This is a genomic window from Aquimarina hainanensis, from assembly GCF_042684685.1.
Classification (GTDB): Bacteria; Bacteroidota; Bacteroidia; order Flavobacteriales; family Flavobacteriaceae; genus Aquimarina; species Aquimarina hainanensis.
Genome location: NZ_JBHULX010000013.1, coordinates 33,200 through 50,864, shown reverse-complemented (window position 1 = coordinate 50,864; position 17,665 = coordinate 33,200). Strand labels below are relative to the sequence as shown.

At 34.7% G+C, this 17,665-nt stretch carries 15 protein-coding genes; 11 read left to right on the top strand and 4 right to left on the bottom strand.

Annotated elements, in window-relative coordinates; all coding sequences use genetic code 11:
• Positions 1–32: 32 nt before the first annotated feature.
• The 3 genes from der to era form a co-directional block, all read right to left on the bottom strand.
• Positions 33–1,340, bottom strand: coding sequence for a ribosome biogenesis GTPase Der (gene der, locus ACFSTE_RS08600; RefSeq protein WP_176027448.1), 1,308 nt, complete (start codon positions 1,338–1,340; stop codon positions 33–35).
• Between the two features lie 298 nt (positions 1,341–1,638).
• A complete protein-coding gene (locus tag ACFSTE_RS08595; RefSeq protein WP_378298078.1) occupies positions 1,639–3,165 on the bottom strand; it encodes a choice-of-anchor I family protein in 1,527 nt (508 codons plus the stop codon).
• Between the two features lie 192 nt (positions 3,166–3,357).
• Positions 3,358–4,242, bottom strand: coding sequence for a GTPase Era (era, locus tag ACFSTE_RS08590; protein ID WP_176027450.1), 885 nt, complete (start codon positions 4,240–4,242; stop codon positions 3,358–3,360).
• A gap of 199 nt (positions 4,243–4,441) precedes the next feature.
• On the opposite strand from era, the gene ACFSTE_RS08585 reads away from it, so the two are divergent.
• From ACFSTE_RS08585 to ACFSTE_RS08555, 7 genes are read left to right on the top strand one after another with little or no spacing between them, the layout of a single operon-like run.
• Complete coding sequence (locus tag ACFSTE_RS08585) at positions 4,442–4,849, top strand: response regulator (protein WP_378258714.1); 408 nt, start codon at positions 4,442–4,444, stop codon at positions 4,847–4,849.
• A gap of 21 nt (positions 4,850–4,870) precedes the next feature.
• Entirely contained in the window at positions 4,871–5,416 is a 546-nt protein-coding gene (locus ACFSTE_RS08580; protein WP_378258712.1) for a heme NO-binding domain-containing protein, read from the top strand.
• Positions 5,373–7,007 (top strand): PAS domain-containing sensor histidine kinase, encoded by a 1,635-nt coding sequence (locus tag ACFSTE_RS08575; RefSeq protein WP_378258710.1) that lies wholly within the window; start codon positions 5,373–5,375, stop codon positions 7,005–7,007. The genes ACFSTE_RS08580 and ACFSTE_RS08575 overlap by 44 nt, the downstream gene beginning before the upstream one ends.
• A gap of 2 nt (positions 7,008–7,009) precedes the next feature.
• The gene (locus ACFSTE_RS08570) at positions 7,010–8,110 is read left to right on the top strand and encodes an FIST signal transduction protein (protein ID WP_378258708.1); all 1,101 of its coding nucleotides are present in this window, start codon (positions 7,010–7,012) and stop codon (positions 8,108–8,110) included.
• Positions 8,111–8,116: 6 nt separating this feature from the next.
• Entirely contained in the window at positions 8,117–9,277 is a 1,161-nt protein-coding gene (locus tag ACFSTE_RS08565) for a sensor histidine kinase (RefSeq protein ID WP_378258706.1), read from the top strand.
• Positions 9,270–9,590, top strand: coding sequence for an Hpt domain-containing protein (locus ACFSTE_RS08560; RefSeq protein ID WP_378258704.1), 321 nt, complete (start codon positions 9,270–9,272; stop codon positions 9,588–9,590). The genes ACFSTE_RS08565 and ACFSTE_RS08560 overlap by 8 nt, the downstream gene beginning before the upstream one ends.
• 13 nt (positions 9,591–9,603) lie before the next feature.
• The gene (locus tag ACFSTE_RS08555) at positions 9,604–10,329 is read left to right on the top strand and encodes a LytR/AlgR family response regulator transcription factor (RefSeq protein WP_176027456.1); all 726 of its coding nucleotides are present in this window, start codon (positions 9,604–9,606) and stop codon (positions 10,327–10,329) included.
• A 16-nt stretch (positions 10,330–10,345) separates the two neighbouring features.
• Here the strand turns inward: ACFSTE_RS08555 and ACFSTE_RS08550 are convergent, their stop codons facing one another.
• Positions 10,346–13,702, bottom strand: a complete 3,357-nt coding sequence (locus ACFSTE_RS08550) for a tetratricopeptide repeat protein (RefSeq protein ID WP_378258701.1) — start codon at positions 13,700–13,702, stop codon at positions 10,346–10,348.
• Between the two features lie 349 nt (positions 13,703–14,051).
• On the opposite strand from ACFSTE_RS08550, the gene ACFSTE_RS08545 reads away from it, so the two are divergent.
• The 4 genes from ACFSTE_RS08545 to ACFSTE_RS08530 all read left to right on the top strand — a co-directional run bounded on the left by ACFSTE_RS08545 (position 14,052) and on the right by ACFSTE_RS08530 (position 17,434).
• Positions 14,052–14,354 carry an STAS domain-containing protein gene (locus ACFSTE_RS08545; protein WP_176027457.1) on the top strand — a complete coding sequence of 101 codons (303 nt, stop codon included), beginning with the start codon at positions 14,052–14,054 and terminating at the stop codon, positions 14,352–14,354.
• A 94-nt stretch (positions 14,355–14,448) separates the two neighbouring features.
• Complete coding sequence (locus ACFSTE_RS08540) at positions 14,449–14,748, top strand: STAS domain-containing protein (protein WP_378258699.1); 300 nt, start codon at positions 14,449–14,451, stop codon at positions 14,746–14,748.
• Positions 14,749–14,785: 37 nt separating this feature from the next.
• Entirely contained in the window at positions 14,786–15,985 is a 1,200-nt protein-coding gene (locus ACFSTE_RS08535) for an oligosaccharide flippase family protein (RefSeq protein ID WP_378258697.1), read from the top strand.
• A gap of 240 nt (positions 15,986–16,225) precedes the next feature.
• A complete protein-coding gene (locus tag ACFSTE_RS08530) occupies positions 16,226–17,434 on the top strand; it encodes a glycosyltransferase (protein WP_378258695.1) in 1,209 nt (402 codons plus the stop codon).
• The last annotated feature ends 231 nt before the right edge of the window (positions 17,435–17,665 follow it).

The window sequence follows — 17,665 nt, the reverse complement described above, 5'->3', positions numbered from 1 at the left end:
TGGTGCTTTTGTTATTATCCAAGTCTTATTTTTTATTTTTTCCTAAAATACACTGCTACCGGAACTCCATGAAAATCAAATTCTTTTCGCAACTGATTTTCTACAAATCGTTTATACGGATCCTTAATATATTGTGGCAAGTTGCAGAAAAACACAAATTGTGGTTGTGGTGTCGGCAATTGCATACAATATTTAATTTTTACATATTTCCCTTTATATGCAGGTGGAGGGTTATGTTCTATAATTGGTAGCATGACATCATTCATCACGCTTGTTTTGATCTTTTTTGATCTATTTTTATATACCTCTACAGCTGTTTCTATTGCCTTAAAAATTCGTTGTTTGGTCAGAGCAGAAATAAAAACAATAGGCACATCTGTAAAAGGCTCTATTTTTTTTCGGATATGTTTTTCGAAATCTTTGAGAGTATTACTCTCTTTATTTTCTATCAGATCCCATTTATTTACTAAAATAACAACCCCTTTTCTATTTCGTTCTGCCAGCCAAAAGATGTTTTGCACCTGCGCATCAAACCCTCTTGTAGCATCTACTAACAGTAAACAAACATCACTATGTTCAATAGCCCTTACCGATCGCATAACCGAATAAAACTCCAGGTCTTCTTTTACTTTAGATTTTCTTCTGATTCCAGCGGTATCAACCAAATTGAATTCAAACCCAAAACGATTGTACTTCGTATCAATCGCATCTCTGGTCGTTCCTGCAATATTGGTTACGATATAGCGATCTTCTCCTATCAGTGCATTAATAAATGAAGATTTTCCTGCATTTGGTCTCCCTACTACGGCAAATCTGGGTAGTTCTTCTTCTACGGTATCATCTTCTTCTGGTAACTTCTCTACCAAAGCATCTAGTAATTCTCCAGTTCCACTACCATTAATACTAGCTATTGTATAATATTCTCCCAACCCTAGTGAATAAAACTCAACTGCATTAGCTACCCGCTGTGCATTATCTACCTTATTCACCGCCAAAAACACAGGTTTTTCTACTTTTCTGAGCAACTCTGCAACCTCTTCATCCATTCCTGTAACTCCTGATTCTACATCTACCATAAATATAATAGCATCTGCTTCATCAATAGCTAATTCTACCTGCTTGTCAATTTCTGCTTCAAAAATATCATCACTCCCTACGACATATCCTCCTGTATCTATCAGAGAGAATTCTTTTCCATTCCAATCACTTTTTCCATAATGACGATCACGCGTCACTCCACTAACTGCATCTACGATAGCTTCTCTTCTTTTGATCAAACGATTAAAAAAGGTAGACTTTCCTACGTTAGGTCGTCCTACAATTGCTACTATACTACCCATTGATTTTTATTCTGAAATTTTCTGCAAAACTAGGCTTTTTATTTTAGAAGTCTCCTTTCTTTTTTATCAAACCAGTATATATCTTGCACAATACCCTGTATTTAATATAAAACTGTTATAAAAAAACCTCTAAAATTCTTCTTAAAAAGGATAGTAAAAAAAAAGTCCAAAGGCAGCGCATTGCCAATGGAACTTTTTCATAGTTGATAATCAGTCAGTGAAATAATTACTTATTACAAATATAGAAAACAATCATTATAAGGTGGTTACTGCAAAACAGCAAACTTTCTATGGAAGACTATTTTATTTCGTAAATTGATACTGAATTAGACACTTCATTAGAAATAATGATCAAATCATTTCCTGTAGGACTATCCTCTGCAGTAACAGCAACCAGTCCTTCAGGTCCCACATCAGCTGTTTCTCTTAGCCATTCCAAAAAGACAGGTGACCTAGGGTTACTTATATCAAAAACCATCGCGCCTCCTGTTCTTTCTAATCCAACAAATAACAATGTCTTCTCTCCTATTTTTAATATCTCTACTCCTTCCGGTTCTGCACCTTTGTCATCTGACCTCCCATCTGTTTTCCCTTCATCATTATTAAACAGCTCTGGTTGTAACTCCCATGTTTTTTCTCCAATAAAAGATCCACTATCATATACCAGTGTTCCCGAGGTAGTCCAAATAGTAAAAGACCTACCCCCATAGCAATATAAAGTATCGTAATCACCATCTCCGTCTGTATCTCCCTGAGCAGTGGTTATTTTTAGCCTCCCCAGGTTTTCTGATTTCTGTAATTCAGCTGCATCCGGAAACACCGTTGGGTCTAATAGTATGTCTTTTACTCGTTCTTCTTCAGAGAATCCTTTATAGTCTCTGGCATCTCCTTCATTTGCTGTTATTAAATATGGAGTTCCTCCAATGGTGGTATAGGTAATTGCATCTGGCATAAATATTCCATATACCGGCCAGTTTTTAAAATTCCCGGAGATATTGTCTTTATTACTTGCATCTATTTTATTCGATGCCAATGTGTGATCTTTAACACCTAATCCTACGATATCACTAATAACTTTATTTGTTAAATCTACTATTGCAATTCCGTTATTTTCCTGTAAGGTTACATATGCTGTTTTAGAATTCTTTGCTACTGCTATATACTCTGGCTCTACATCCTGAGAAAAAGTAGCAGAAGGACCAAAAACACGAAAGTCATATCCAATACTCTCAGCCGTAAACCCCTCAAAACCTACCTGATTGACCATTCCTGTTTCAACTTCTACGATGGTCACTGAACCTTCCGGGTCACTAGAGTAATCATCATTTGGTTCCCCTTCATTTGCTGCAATTATATAATTTCCATCGGGGCTAAACGTAACCATATCGGGCATTGCTCCGGCAGTATATTCAGCAAGTAATTGATAATCTTCTGTATCATAGGTCGTAATTGCTCCCGGAGCTTGCGGATTTCCACCATTTTCTACGGCTACTGCAACTACTCCATCATGAACCGCAACACTGTTTGGGGTTCCTGATACTGGAATACCTGTAAGATGTACCGGGCTTTTAGGATCAGATAAATCCCAAACAGAAAGTTGTGAGGCTGCCGGATTGACAATAAATAACTTATCGGTTTCCGGATCAAATGCCGTAATTTCGACAAACCCTTCTTTTCCTGTGCCATTAACAAAGCCTCCTATTCTTGTAAAAGTCAACGGATCTCCATTTCCTCCTCCACTATGGTCATCAGGAATACAAGAGTATGCTCCGCCTAAAATTGCTCCTAAAACAATTGCTTTTTGTAAAACGTTCATAATTTTCATGTGTATTAAATGAGTTAATGTGTTAAAATTCACCAATACAACAGTTACGAAGCATTATCCCCTAATTAAATAATCTTTAAATAATCCCTAATATTTTCAAAAAAAAGATAAAAAACGGTGTCTTAGTTTAGAGTACAAAAAAAAGCCATCAAAGAATGATCGCTTTTTATATTGTATAAAACCGGATGTTTTCTATTTATTATTATAGCCAAATCTTTTTAGTTGACGTTCGCTACTTCTCCAATTCTTATTTACTTTTACATATAATTCTATATGGATTTTCTTTCCAAAAAACTTTTCCAATTCTTTTCTGGACTCTACCCCTACTCTTTTTAATGCAGTTCCCTTATGCCCAATAATAATTCCTTTTTGGGATTCTCGTTCCACCATAATAACTGATCGTATTCTGATGATATCTTCATCTTCCAAAAACTCTTCTGTTTCTACCTCTACTGCATATGGAATTTCTTTTTTGTAGTGCAACAGTATTTTTTCTCTAATGGCTTCATTGACAAAAAAGCGTTCTGGCTTATCTGTTAATTGGTCTTTTGGATAAAATGGTGGTGAATCAGGTAACAGACTAACAATTCTATCAAACACTTCTTTGACATTAAAGTTTTCCAGTGCAGAAATAGGGTAAATTTCTGTTTTCGGTAATTTTTCTTTCCAATACTGTACTTGCTCTTCCAAAATTTCCTGAGAGGATGTATCTATTTTATTAAGCAATAACAACACGGGGATCGAAGCATTGGAGATTTTAGTAAAGAAAGCTTCATCTTTTAAAGCTTTTTCTCCTATCTCTACCATATATATCAGAATATCGGCATCCTCAAAAGCTGACTTTACAAAATCCATCATGGAAGATTGGAGTTCATATGCTGGTTTTATAATCCCTGGAGTATCTGACAGAATTACCTGAAAGTCATCTCCATTGACAATTCCCAAAATACGATGTCTGGTCGTCTGAGCTTTAGAGGTAATTATTGATAACTTTTCTCCTACAAAGGCATTCATGAGTGTGGACTTCCCCACATTTGGGTTTCCTATTATATTTACAAAGCCTGCTTTATGTCCCATTTCCTATCAATTAATTCGCTGCAAAGTTAGCTCAATTGATAGAATTACAACAAGGAACTCTTCTTTTTTCCATTCGTCTATCGAAAAAGACCATTCACCGAACTATAAAACCAACTGAACGAAATACAATCGTTTTTAGGAGAAAAAAGAAGAAATTTATTCTTGTAAATATTGATTATTCACCTTAACTTATGTTAAAATGAGAGACTTAACTTTTTTATTAGTAGAAGATGACGAAATAGAAAGAATCAAATTTTCTAGAGTTTTACAAAAAAACCAATACCCGCATCAGATTATTGAAGCGACAAATGGAGAAGAAGCTTTAGAGGCATTAAAAGACAACGAAAGGGTCCCGGATGTTATATTTCTGGATCTAAATATGCCAAAAATGAACGGAATTGAGTTCATCAAAATTCTTAAAGCCGACCCTAAATGGATGTACATCCCTGTTGTAATTTTGAGTACATCTAATAACCATAGCGACCTAAAAGAATGTTATGAAACAGGCATTGCAGGATACATTGTAAAACCATTAAAATACCAGGACTATGTGACTAAAATAAAAAGGTTAGTTGAATATTGGAGTGAAAATGAGCTCATACAATAATAACTAAAACACCAACATAGGATGAAAGGTATCGTATTTACAGAATTTTTAGAATTGGTTGAGGAAAAATTCGGTCTGGAAATGGTTGATAAAATCATTGCACAATCAGACCTCCCTTCTAATGGGGTTTATACTGCAATTGGCACGTATGATTTTTCAGAAATGCTCAGTTTGTTGAAAAACCTCAGCCAACAAACCAAAATAGCAATAGACGATTTGCTATTAGTATATGCAGAACATTTTTTTAATGTATTGGCTAATGAATATCCGGATCTTATTAAACGATATAAAGATCCATTAGAACTATTAGCCTCTATAGAAAACCACATTCATGTAGAGGTACAAAAAATTTATCCAGAAGCTGAACTTCCTACCTTTCAAATCGTAGAAAAAACTTCGGATAAACTGGTTATGATCTACAAATCCAGCAGAGCTATGTACAGCTTTGGGTTAGGACTAATGCGAAAAACATTCGAACACTTTGATTCAAGGGCTACAATAACGTACGAAAAACTTACATCAGATGGAACGGAAGTTAAATTCAGCATTGTCAAAACCAATGGATAATTCAGAAATTGACATATTAAAAAGAACCCTACAAAGAGAAAAAGCTGCCCGAAAACAGGCAGAAAAAATCCTGGAAAGCAAATCCAAGGAATTATTCTACCTCACTCAAGAATTACAAGAAACCAACGAGAAACTCGAAGATCTCGTTAATGAAAAAAAAACTGAGTTACAAGGTGTTTTTGACAATCTGGTAGACGCCTATGTATTGATGGACATCTATGGGAATGTCATAAACTTTAATGCGACAGCTACTGAGCTATTCGGATATGATATCAAAGAAGAAAAACTCAATGTAGTACAACTTATTTATAAAGAAGATTATCAATATGCAATGAAGTCGTTCCAGCAACTGATCAACCAGGGGTTTTTCTCTGATTATCAAGCAAGAGTCTATACAAAACATAAAGGTGTTCGTACTGTACACATCAATGCCAGTATTATCTATAACAAAGAAAAAAAACCGATAGCTGCTCAGGGAATTGTTCGGGATATTACCGATGAAATTGCTCAAAAAAAAGCTTTTGAACAGCAAAAGAAACAATTAGATATTATTGTTAATAATTCTTCCCTGGGAATTGTCCTGGCACAATTCGGTAAAATTATTCAAACCAACGCTTCTTTCCAGGAATTATTAGGATATGAGAAGGAAGAGTTGCTGAATGTTGCTGTCAAAGATATTACCGTGGAAGAGGATCAACAAACCGGAGAAAGTCTACGACACCAACTCAATGCGGGGTTGATTGATCATTTTACTATTAACAAACGATATCAGCGAAAAGATGGCTCTTCTGTATGGGCAAAAACCAATGTAACTTCTGTAAAAAATGAGCAAGGAAGTATTACACATCAAGTTGCCATTATTGAAAACATAACTGAGCAATTGGCTTTTGAAAAGCAACGGGAAGAACTGGTAAAAGACCTCGAAAAAAGTAATCAGGAACTCAATGACTATGCACATATTGTATCTCATGACCTGAAATCTCCTTTGCGAAGCATCAATGCTTTAGTCAATTGGCTCAGGGAAGATTATGAAGAAGTTTTAGATGATACGGCCATGAATCACATATCGATGATTGAGACTACACTAGAAAAAATGGAGAACCTCATCAATGATATTCTTAATTATTCCAGTGCCGACAATAAAAATGAGATGGAAAATGAAGAGGTAGATCTCAATAAAACAATTAGAGATATTACCAGTACTATTTACATCCCTACACATATCACTGTTTCGACATTGCAACCACTCCCGATAATAAAAGCTGATAAAACAAAAATTCAGCAATTGTTTCAGAATATTATCGGTAATGCTATCAACTACAATGATAAAGACAAAGGAACTGTAGAAATCGACTTTGAGGATCACGGATCATACTATGTTTTCTCTATAGAGGATAACGGAATAGGAATCGAGAAAGAATATCACGATAAAATCTTCAAAGTATTTCAGTCTTTGGGAAAACATGAAGATTCCACGGGAATAGGACTCTCCATTGTTAAAAAAATTGTAGACCTATACGAAGGGGATATTTGGTTAGAAAGCACCCCTACTATTGGAACTACCTTTTATTTCAGTATTAAAAAAAGATAATTATGTATATAAATACGACCGATATTACAGAGATCATACAGTGTATTCGCCAGAGAAAATCAGTTGCCTCTACAACGATCTTATTCTTCATAGCAGAAGAAACTCCTATCGATATTACGGCTTTAATTGATGCTTGTAATGCACAGGAAATTGCTTGTGCCGGAGGAATTTTTCCGCAGGTTATATTTCAAAATAAGTCTTATAAAGAGGGAATTGTTATTAATTTTATAGAAGAAGTGGTCACTACATTTGTCTGCAATCATCTAGACACAAAAGACTTTAGTATCCCTAAGGTTTCTTTGGATAAAAATCACAGCTATTGTGCATTTACATTCGTCGATGGGCTTTCTTCAAACATCTCTCACTATCTATCAGAATTATATCGTCAATTCGGGAATAGCTCCTCTTACCTGGGAGGAGGGGCTGGAAGTCTAACCCTGATTCAGAAGCCATGTATTTTTACAAATGATGGTTTTTTTCAGAATGCGGCAATCTGCCTCCTTTTTAAGTGTCAGGTTAGTATTGGTGTGAAACATGGGTGGAAAAAAATATCCGGTCCGGTCATAGCCACCAAAACCAATAAAAATGTGATTGAACAAATCAATTGGATGAATGCATTAGATGTCTATAAAAGTATTATAGAGCCGGATTCTTCTACTACTCTGAAAATTGACAACTTCTTTGATATCGCTAAAGGGTATCCCTTCGGAATCATTAAGGAAGATGCTGAATGTGTGGTTCGGGATCCTATTGCTACTAATGAGAGAGGAGAGCTTATCTGTGTCGGAGAAGTTCCTGAAAATACTGTTCTGGATGTATTAAAGGGAGAAAACAATGCTTTGATTTCCTCTGCAGAACAAGCTGCCAGCCATGCACTAAATGCCTCAAAACACCCTCAAAATGCATTTATTATCGACTGTATTTCCCGAGTATTATTTTTAGAAGATGAGTTTCCGAAAGAGCTCAATAGTACCGTACAGGCACTACAACAAAAGAGTAAAGGTATTCCTATCGCGGGTGCACTGACTCTGGGGGAGATCTCTTCTTATAATGGATACCTGGAATTTTTTAACAAAACAATTGTCATTGGGCTTTTAGAATAAAATAATATGGATATAAGTAATGTTTTGCAGATTTATGAGTTTTCGATGGCTATTGGTAATTCTTTAGACTATCAAACAAACTGTGAAAATTTTTTAAAACTCGTCCTTGCCAGAAAAAACTTAAGTGCCTGCTGGATCCTCAAAAAAGAAGTCAACGGGTATCTCCCTCAATACTCATACCCTTCTTATATCTCTAATTCGCTCCCATCCGTAGAGGAAGAAGAGGTTTCTTCTTTTTTTTCGCATCAGGTGCTAGCCACTGAACAGATTCCGGAAGTAATCTCCAAAGTATCTCCGGTTGCCATAGACCAGGGATCATTCTTGTTTTTTAATCTAAAAAACCACGGAGGGTTGTTCTTTTACAAAACACAACTTCCTGCTTTTTCTGATAAAGAAATTGCCCAGCTACAACCTATCATTAACAAGTTCATTCTTTCATTAGATGCCTGTGAATCCTTTTCTGAGCAAGAAAAACTACTCAAAAAATTAGCCATTCAGAATCAGGAGCTCAATGATTATGCACATATTGTATCTCATGACCTAAAATCTCCCCTTCGATCCATCAATGCCCTGATCAATTGGATACAGGAAGACAATTCGGAAACATTAGATCAAACGATTAAAGGATACCTGGATAAGGTGGGGGATAACATAGAAAAAATGGATAATCTTATCAATGGAATTTTAGAATACGCAGTAATAGACAAGAAATTAAAACATGTAAACACTCAGGTTAATTTATATTCATTACTCCAGGAAATCTTTACTCAGATTACGGTACCTGACCATATAAAAATCACTATCAAAAAACACATTCCCGTTCTGCATGCGGATCGTTTCAGGATGAAGCAGTTGTTTCAGAACCTGATCACAAATGCGATTCAAAACATGGATAAAGAAAAAGGAATTATCGATATCAGATATAAGGAATTTCCTTTATACTGGGAATTCGAAATAGAAGATAATGGCAAGGGAATCCCCAAAAAATATCACGATAAAATTTTCAAGATGTTTCAATCCCTAAGCACTCGAAAATCGTCAACCGGAATAGGTCTTTCTATTGTAAAAAAAATCATTGATTATTACGACGGAAAAATCTGGATCACCTCTACCCCGGGTGTGGGCACCATATTCCATTTTACCATAAAAAAAAATAACCATGACTGAAAAACCGAACCTAGATTACATCAAAGAGATTGCGGGAGGATCAGAAGCCTTCGAGCAACAGTTAATTGATATTGTCAAAAGAGAATTTCCTGCTGAAAAATCAGAATTTCTCAATAACTATCATGCAAAAGCATATCGAAAAACAGCTGAAAATGTACATAAATTAAAGCATAAAATCGGGATGATGGGGCTGGAAAACGGGTATACTCTGGCTGTTGATTTTGAAGAGGAGTTGAAGCTAAATAAAACTACCTTATTTCCGAAATTTATGCTAACTTTAAGTTCAATAGAAGATTTTCTTATAAACCTTTAAACCAATAACCAACATGAAATGTATTATCATTGATGATGAAGAAACAGCAAGAGTTATTATAAGGCAATTGTGTAGTAATGCCAAGGATCTCGATGTAATTGAAGAATTCCCTAATGCAATACAAGCTATGAAATTTCTAAATAAAGAAGAGGTTGACCTTATTTTTCTAGATATTCATATGCCTGACTTTACTGGGTTTGATTTTATTCAGACATTAAAAAACCCTCCTAAAATTATTTTGACAACCTCTGACAAGGATTTTGCCTTAGAAGCTTTTGAATATGAGTGCATTGTAGATTATCTGGTTAAACCAGTAACCTTACCTCGGTTCTTAAAAGCATTGCAAAAAGCAGAGGCAGCGAAGACTGTTACCCCAACCAAAGCTATTGAAAAAGAAGAAGCGACTTCTTCAAAAACAACGGATTCCGGAAATGATCTATATGTCAATATCGACAGAAGGCTTATCAAAATCGACATTCCCAGCATTTATCTCATTGAAGCAAAAGGGGATTATATCAAAGTAAAGACGGATCGCCAGAATTACACGGTTCATTCTACCTTAAAAAAGATTGAAGAGAAATTGCCTACGGATCTTTTCTTAAAAGTACATCGTTCCTATATTATCAATACTCAAAAAATTATTGATATTGAAGACAATAGTGTGTTAATTGCCAAAGATGTAATCCCGGTAAGTCGTTCTAACCGTCCTGAATTGATGAGGCGATTAAATTTACTCTGATCCAGGGTCTAATTGTTTATTCTGACGGGCTTTCTGCATTCACTTCCGTTTTTAATACCCGAATTCGTTTATCAAAGACTGGTTTTTTAAGGAAATACCATCTTAGTACCACCCCAACTTCAGAATACTCAAATCCAGCTGCTGTAGAAGAGGCGATATTACTATACTTACCATAGGCGTGCATCTTGAATCTGTTTACCTGATACCCCAATTTCCCCTCTAATCGATATGTATTGGATCCCGCATCATCCTCGATGAACTGTCTTCCTCCTGCTACATTAAAATGATAAAACCATTTTTGATCCTGCTGGTTTAGTATTTCTGCAAATACTTCTACTACATTAAATCGTTTAGGGCTAAAATAGAGTGCCGGATATTGATCTTTAAAAGATATGTATTGATAATTAACCCCTGCTTTTATTACCGGAGTATGCTTTATATTATAATAAAGCGATGTAAATAACAAGTGGCGATCATTATCATCTGTTTGATTGGTATACATATATTGTGTGTACCACCCCAGCCCCATCGTAGAACTCAGATTATTATTAAGAAAATAATGATTCATCAATATTTTTTCATTAATCAACTCAGCATTAAAATCTTGCAATTCTCTTTTTGCTCCTATTTCCAGATGTTGCATAGCCGAAGGTTTGGTTTTTAGCATAATTTCTCCAATGGATTCCATATACTCATTAGTATATGAATCTGCATTCGTAATTCCTCCTCTGGCTAACAGCGTTATTCTTCCATTAAACTTATATGATAAACCAACCTGCCCGTCATTCAAAGAAGCTTCATTTCTCGTGATATCATTTTTAGTATTTCTATATCGAACTCTTGTACCTATTGATAATTTAGTAGACAAAGGGATTTCTACTCTTACAGAGTTATTCATCGCTTTGTTTTCTCCATTATCTTTGGTGATTGCTACTTTTCCCTCTATATAGGGCATATGCGAGCGTTTCATTTTAATGAGTAGTTTTTCTGCATCTGGTTGCTTGGGATAATATGTGAGTGTTTTATACAGGTATTCGTATGTTTTCATATCATCTCCTACTGCTCTGTAGGCATTGGCTATTCCTAAATTTCCATCGAAGGAACGTTCGTCTTTTGCTAATAACATTTTATAAAACTCCAATCCTAAGGTGTACTTACTAGCATACATGCCATATGCTGCTAACAAACTCAAAATTTTAGGCTCTTCCGGGTAGTCAAATCGCAATTTATCTATTTCCATTTTTGCCTTTGAAAATTTTCGATTCCACAAAAGTGCCTGTACATAACGTTCTTGTGTCATCAGGTATACATCTTTGTTCTTCTCCTTATATATTTGTGCTTTTGTCCGGGCAGTATCTGCGATAGCCAATGCTTTTTTCTCTTTCTTATTCTTGTGCGCCACTAATGAAAGTCCAACCATCGACTGTATACTATCTACCGGACTAGTCGCTAGAGCTTCATAGACTTTTTGGGCTTGATCCATATCGTTTGTCATCAAGAAAATATTTGCCCTGTTTAATTGTGTATCCTTATCATTCGGGAAATCAACCAAGTTTAGATCCAACATTGCCAAAGCTCTATCATATTCTTTGTCTTGTGCTAATTTATTAGCATATCCCAGGTGTACGTATTTTCTGGAAATTAGCGCATTTTTATTTCCTTTTTGGATGGTCAAAGCTCTATTGACATAATCTAATGCTTTTTCATATTCTTTCAGATTTGACAAGGTATTTGCATATCCTAAAACTGCTGAGAAACTCGTAGCATCTTCTTTCGTTAATCCATCATATAAGGAGGCTGCTTTTTTATATTTCTTGTCCCAAAGCAATGATTCTGCATGATTTAATTTTATTTCAAAATCTTCTGGGTATTCTTCTAGTAATTTTTCAAATAACAGCACTGCTTTTTCGGAATCTCCTGAAAGTCCCAATGCTCTTCCATAACACAATCTGGCCGTTTTATTGTCTGGAAACCGTGTCAAAATATTTTTAAAAATAGCTCGTGCTTTTTCATACTTTCCCGTTTCTAATGCTTTAAAACCTTCTTTCATATTCTGCACTGACAATATCGAATACACTTTCTCTGCATTTTTATTATCTTTTTTCAGCTCATATAATCGTGCTTTTTTCTGCATAATCTCTGGATCATTGGGTAGCTCTTTTTCATTTTCTTCTAATAATTCCAACGCTAGATCATAGTTTTTTTTCCTTGTCAACTCCTCTGCATATTCATTCCTCACAGTCCTTCTTAATATGCTTACTTCTTCACTTTTTTGCACAGAGAGAATTTCATTTATATATGCCAACGCCTCAGGGTATGCTTTTGTGTGATATAAAACATCTACATAAGTCGTCATCATAGGCAGTTCTTTTTTTACAGAGAGTACTTTCTTATAATAAGGAACCGATTCTGAGTATAATTGCTTACGGTATAGTGCCTGTGCATATAATGTGTTAAGTCGGATATCCTCTGGTGTTTGATGTAGTAAGCTTTCTAGAATTGGCATTGCTTGTTTAATATTATCTGTATACATCAATGCCTCTGCGTATGGTTTCATAAAACTCGAATTATCTGGGTGCTCTTTTCGTATTTTTTCAAACTGAACGACTGACTTATTATATTCACCTAACTCCAATGACAATACAGCCTGTTGGATCTGTTTGTCCAAGAGAGAAGCTTTCCTCTCTTCTTCTATTTTTTTTTGACTCTCGACCTGCTCTCTCTTCTTTCTATTTTCTTCCTCATTTTTTTGTATTTGAATATTTGCAATATTCAATTTTAATTCACTATCATTTGGGTAATCTATGACGTTAGCTTCTAATTGCTGAATTGCTTTATCGTATTCTTTTTCCTTTCGTAATTCATCTGCATACCCTAGCCGAATATATTTTCTGGATGTCATCGCATTAGGGTTTCCTGATTGAAGAGTCAAAGCTTTATTTACATATATTAAAGCTTCTTTATATTTTTTCAGGTTTGAAAGTGTATTGGCATAGCCTAAAATTGCAGGAAAACTATCTTCTTTTTCCTGTATCAATTCTCGATAATAGTTTTCGGCTTTTAGAAATTTCTTATTCCAGAGTAATGACTCTGCATAATTCAATTTAAACTCATAATTAGTGGGTTCTTCGGATAGTAACGCTGTAAAAATTTCGGTAGCTTTTTCCGGAGTTCCGGATAATCCTATAGCTCTCCCATAACACAAACGTGCTGTTTTATTATCGGGATACGTTTTTAGTATTTCTTCAAAAAAAAGGCTCGCTTTTTCAAACTTCCCTGATTCTAAATAAGAAAACCCTTCATTCATATCCTGAGCCTGTACACTCATAAAAAACAATAAAAAGAAAGGAGTAAGTAATCTTTTGGTCATCATGTTATAGCTTTTGTTGTTCATTAACCATTACCAACAAAACACTTGGTTTGGGGTACGTACTCTGATAAACAATTATTCCCTTATTACATCGTGTGTATTTCTCTTGTCTACTTTCCCTAACTCGACAATCTTTTTAGTACATCTATACTAAAAAATATGAAATCATACTAGATCACTCATATACTACAATTTAGCTATATTTTTTTGTTTTCGAAACAATTCTCTCATTTTTTTAATCTATGCAATTCTACCGCTTATCTACACTAAAATGCAACTAAACGAATTACTGCTGTCTCTCCTTGTTTTATGCTGCATATTTGTACCATATCAACCTATTAAACAAAACGTTATGGCTCTTAAGATAACAAAAAACCAAGGGATATTTGAGATCAATGGTCCTATTAATACTAAGAATGCTAAGTCTTTGTTTGATCATTTCGAACAGCTTTTAGAGACCTCTGAGAGAATTATTTTATCCTTGGATCATGTAAATACGATAGACGTTTGCGGTATTAATGCCTTAACTTCTCTATATAAGACTGCGGTAAAAAAGAATAAAGTTTTTTCGATTATTGGAAAAGAAAACAATGCAATAAAAAGAATCTTTGCCCGAAGAAAAATAGAACATATTATCAGAAGGGATGTTGTCTAAAACCCTTAAACTTTCTTTATCCCGCTCCTTGCCCTTACAATTCTAAGTAATCCCTCTTAGCATACTAGCCTAACCAAATTAAAAATCTACCATCATGAAATTACATATCTCTAACAACCTCGGAACCTATGAAATTATAGGAAATTTTACTTCCAAAAACACGCATATAGTAAAAGACCATTTTGATTATCTGTTGAATCATTATGATGAGATTGTCATTAGCCTAAACAAGGTAAAAATAATGGATGTAAGAGCTATTAAAGTATTACAGGTTATTTATCTAAAAGCTTTAAAAAGAGGTAAAGTCTTATTTGTTCTGGGGAAAGACAATTTCGTTATTACTTCTTTATTTGATGAAACAGGAATGAATCATATTTTTAGAGATGACTATTAGTACTTACATCCCGAAATTGAGGGCTGAACAAAAATTTATGCTTAGTGTGCTGATTGTTAATGCAGGTAATTATGTATACAATCTGGCACTGGGGAGAATTCTCGGTCCTGAAGCTTTTGCTGATGCTGCTATTCTAATCACCTTATTATTAGTGCTCTCATTCGTAGCGATGACTTTCCAGTTAGCTACCACAAAATTTTCTGTGATTTTTGAATCTAGTATTTTCCGGGGATTTATCAATATTATGTATCGCTATTCCCTGATTACAGGAATTTTAATCGGACTCTCATTTATTATTTTCTCTAAGGAGTTACAAGCTATTTTTCACACACAGTCATCCACCATTTTTATCATTTTTGGTCTGGGTATCCCAATTTATTTTGTGATGAGTGTCAATAGAGGAATCTATCAGGGTATCAAAAAATTTGACCGATTAGCCTATACATATCAGGGAGAAATGATTTCCCGACTGGTTATTACATTGGCATTACTATATCTACTTCCCATTCCTTCTTCTATGGTAGTAGCTATGGGTATCGCTTGCTCTTTTATTTTTGGATTATACCCTTTTAGAACAAAAGATATTACAACCAACTTTTCTATCACTCTTCCTTCTTCTCATAAAAAACAAGTATATCGTTTTTTTACTCTTACTGCTTTTTATGAACTGACTCAGATTATTATTAATAATAGCGATATATTACTCGTCAAACATTATTTTGAAGGATATGAAGCTGGATTATATGCTTCTCTGGCGTTAATTGGTCGGGTTGTTTATTTCGTTGCCTGGATGTTTGTCATGTTATTATTGCCCAAAGTTGTACAGAAACAAAAAGAAGGCAAAAATACTACGAGCATTTTGTTTTCCTATGTCGGATATATTAGTATCCTGGCTTTTATCATTGTTCTGAGTTGTTATTTATTTCCCGAATTAGTAATCCAATTAATGTTTGGTTCAGAATATCTGAGTATGGCACCTCTTTTATGGAAATATGCAATTGCTACTTCCTTATTTGCCTTATCCAATATTTTTGCATATTACTTTTTATCACTGGATCATTATATCCCTGTATTCTTATCCGGAATATTGGGAATTACTCAGGTGCTTCTTATTGCATTATTTCATCAATCCCTTACTCAGGTAGTACATATGCAGATAATTGCAATGGCTATTCTATTGGTTGTACAGCTCTTGTTTTTCTTCAGGAAAAACGCTGATAAGACTTCAAAGGACTAGGGCGTTTTCTTACCTCATTTTTTCACTTAATACCATCTCGTATAAAAGAACTCTTTACCTCCTTTTGTACAGCATCTCTCCAAACTCATACTGTTATTTCATTCATCGCAAACACATTCAACTACAGCAATTTGCATTTTACCGATAGCAATAATTACTTCATCCAAAAACATCAATTAAACACCTAATTATTAGGCATTTTTGTATTAAACCTATACAAACTTAAATACCAAAAGAATTATGAAATTAGCCCTTGTCACAGCCTATCCGCCTAGTAAAGTTACCTTAAATGAATATGCGTATCATCTGGTAAAACACTTCAGACAGCATCAAGATGTTTCTGAGATAATTTTACTGACCGATATTACAGCAGAAGCTGTCAATACACATCTGGAGAGTCAAGGGTGCACAGTAACCGTACTTCCTTGCTGGAAATTTAATAGTTATAAAAATATTTTTAGCATTATGAAGGCGGTAAAAACGACGGAACCTGACGCCATTCTTTTTAATCTTCAATTTATGAAATTCGGAGATAAAAAAATTCCGGCAGCACTGGGACTATTAGCTCCTTTGTTTTGTAAACTTTCTAAAATCCCTACGATTGTATTACTTCACAATATCATGGAAGAAGTTGATCTGGAAAAAGCTGGTTTTACGAATAATTTTATTGCGAAGAAGCTATATACTTTTATTGGGACTACCCTAACTAAATTCTTATTAACAGCAGATATCATTGCTGTTACTATGCAAAAATATGTAACCATTCTACAAGATAAATACAAAGCAACTAATGTAGTATTAATTCCTCACGGTACTTTTGAAATCCCTGAACGCCCTATTTACTCCTTACAGGAAGGACCACTAAAAATAATGACTTTTGGTAAATTTGGCACTTATAAAAAAGTAGAAATCCTTATCGAAGCTGTTGAAAAGTTACGATCCAAAACCGGTATAGATGTAGAAATAGTAATCGCAGGAACAGATAATCCAAACGCCAGAGGATATTTACAAAAAATGGAAGAAAAATATTGGTATGTGCCTCAATTAACCTTTACGGGGTACGTAGCAGAGCAGGATGTTCCCTCTTTGTTTAGAGAAAGTGCTGTGGTAGTTTTCCCATATACAGCAACAACTGGAAGTTCCGGTGTTTTACACCAAGCAGGAAGCTATGGGAAAGCAGTTGTCATGCCTGATCTTGGAGATTTAAGCCTCTTAACTAAAGAAGAGGGGTATGATGGAGCCTTTTTTACCCCAGAAGATATTGATAGCCTCGCTAATGCAATAAAAAAAATTATTACAGACGACACCTATAGAATACAATTAGGAAAAACAAACTATCAAGCTGCAACCGCATATCCAATTAGTACCATTGCTGATATGTACATCAAACAATTTTTGAAAATACAAACCACTAAGTGGGAAAATGAATTAATAAAAATAGATTTTTAGAAAAATACACTTAATCCATTACAATAAACCAACAAAACTATAACAACATTGGGATGAGGCGGGGTCTCTAAACTCTGGTAAAAATTGGCATGGAATTTTTACCAGAGTTTATAAAATCGTTTTTATTACATCTTATTTTTTGCTTCAAATCGAATTGCTATGAAAAAGGAAGCAAACTACTTAATTCCGATAAAATAGTTACTTCTATTTTATCGGAGTTTAAAAAAGTAA

Coding starts and splice junctions, on each gene's coding strand:
- ACFSTE_RS08530 (WP_378258695.1), top strand. CDS start 16,226: ATGAAATTAGCCCTTGTCACAGCCTATCCGCCTAGTAAAGTTACCTTA.
- ACFSTE_RS08545 (WP_176027457.1), top strand. CDS start 14,052: ATGGCTCTTAAGATAACAAAAAACCAAGGGATATTTGAGATCAATGGT.
- ACFSTE_RS08575 (WP_378258710.1), top strand. CDS start 5,373: ATGGAACGGAAGTTAAATTCAGCATTGTCAAAACCAATGGATAATTCA.
- ACFSTE_RS08570 (WP_378258708.1), top strand. CDS start 7,010: ATGTATATAAATACGACCGATATTACAGAGATCATACAGTGTATTCGC.
- ACFSTE_RS08535 (WP_378258697.1), top strand. CDS start 14,786: ATGCTTAGTGTGCTGATTGTTAATGCAGGTAATTATGTATACAATCTG.
- era (WP_176027450.1), bottom strand. CDS start 4,242: ATGGGACATAAAGCAGGCTTTGTAAATATAATAGGAAACCCAAATGTG.
- ACFSTE_RS08595 (WP_378298078.1), bottom strand. CDS start 3,165: ATGAAAATTATGAACGTTTTACAAAAAGCAATTGTTTTAGGAGCAATT.
- ACFSTE_RS08585 (WP_378258714.1), top strand. CDS start 4,442: ATGAGAGACTTAACTTTTTTATTAGTAGAAGATGACGAAATAGAAAGA.
- ACFSTE_RS08560 (WP_378258704.1), top strand. CDS start 9,270: ATGACTGAAAAACCGAACCTAGATTACATCAAAGAGATTGCGGGAGGA.
- ACFSTE_RS08565 (WP_378258706.1), top strand. CDS start 8,117: ATGGATATAAGTAATGTTTTGCAGATTTATGAGTTTTCGATGGCTATT.
- ACFSTE_RS08580 (WP_378258712.1), top strand. CDS start 4,871: ATGAAAGGTATCGTATTTACAGAATTTTTAGAATTGGTTGAGGAAAAA.
- der (WP_176027448.1), bottom strand. CDS start 1,340: ATGGGTAGTATAGTAGCAATTGTAGGACGACCTAACGTAGGAAAGTCT.
- ACFSTE_RS08555 (WP_176027456.1), top strand. CDS start 9,604: ATGAAATGTATTATCATTGATGATGAAGAAACAGCAAGAGTTATTATA.
- ACFSTE_RS08550 (WP_378258701.1), bottom strand. CDS start 13,702: ATGATGACCAAAAGATTACTTACTCCTTTCTTTTTATTGTTTTTTATG.
- ACFSTE_RS08540 (WP_378258699.1), top strand. CDS start 14,449: ATGAAATTACATATCTCTAACAACCTCGGAACCTATGAAATTATAGGA.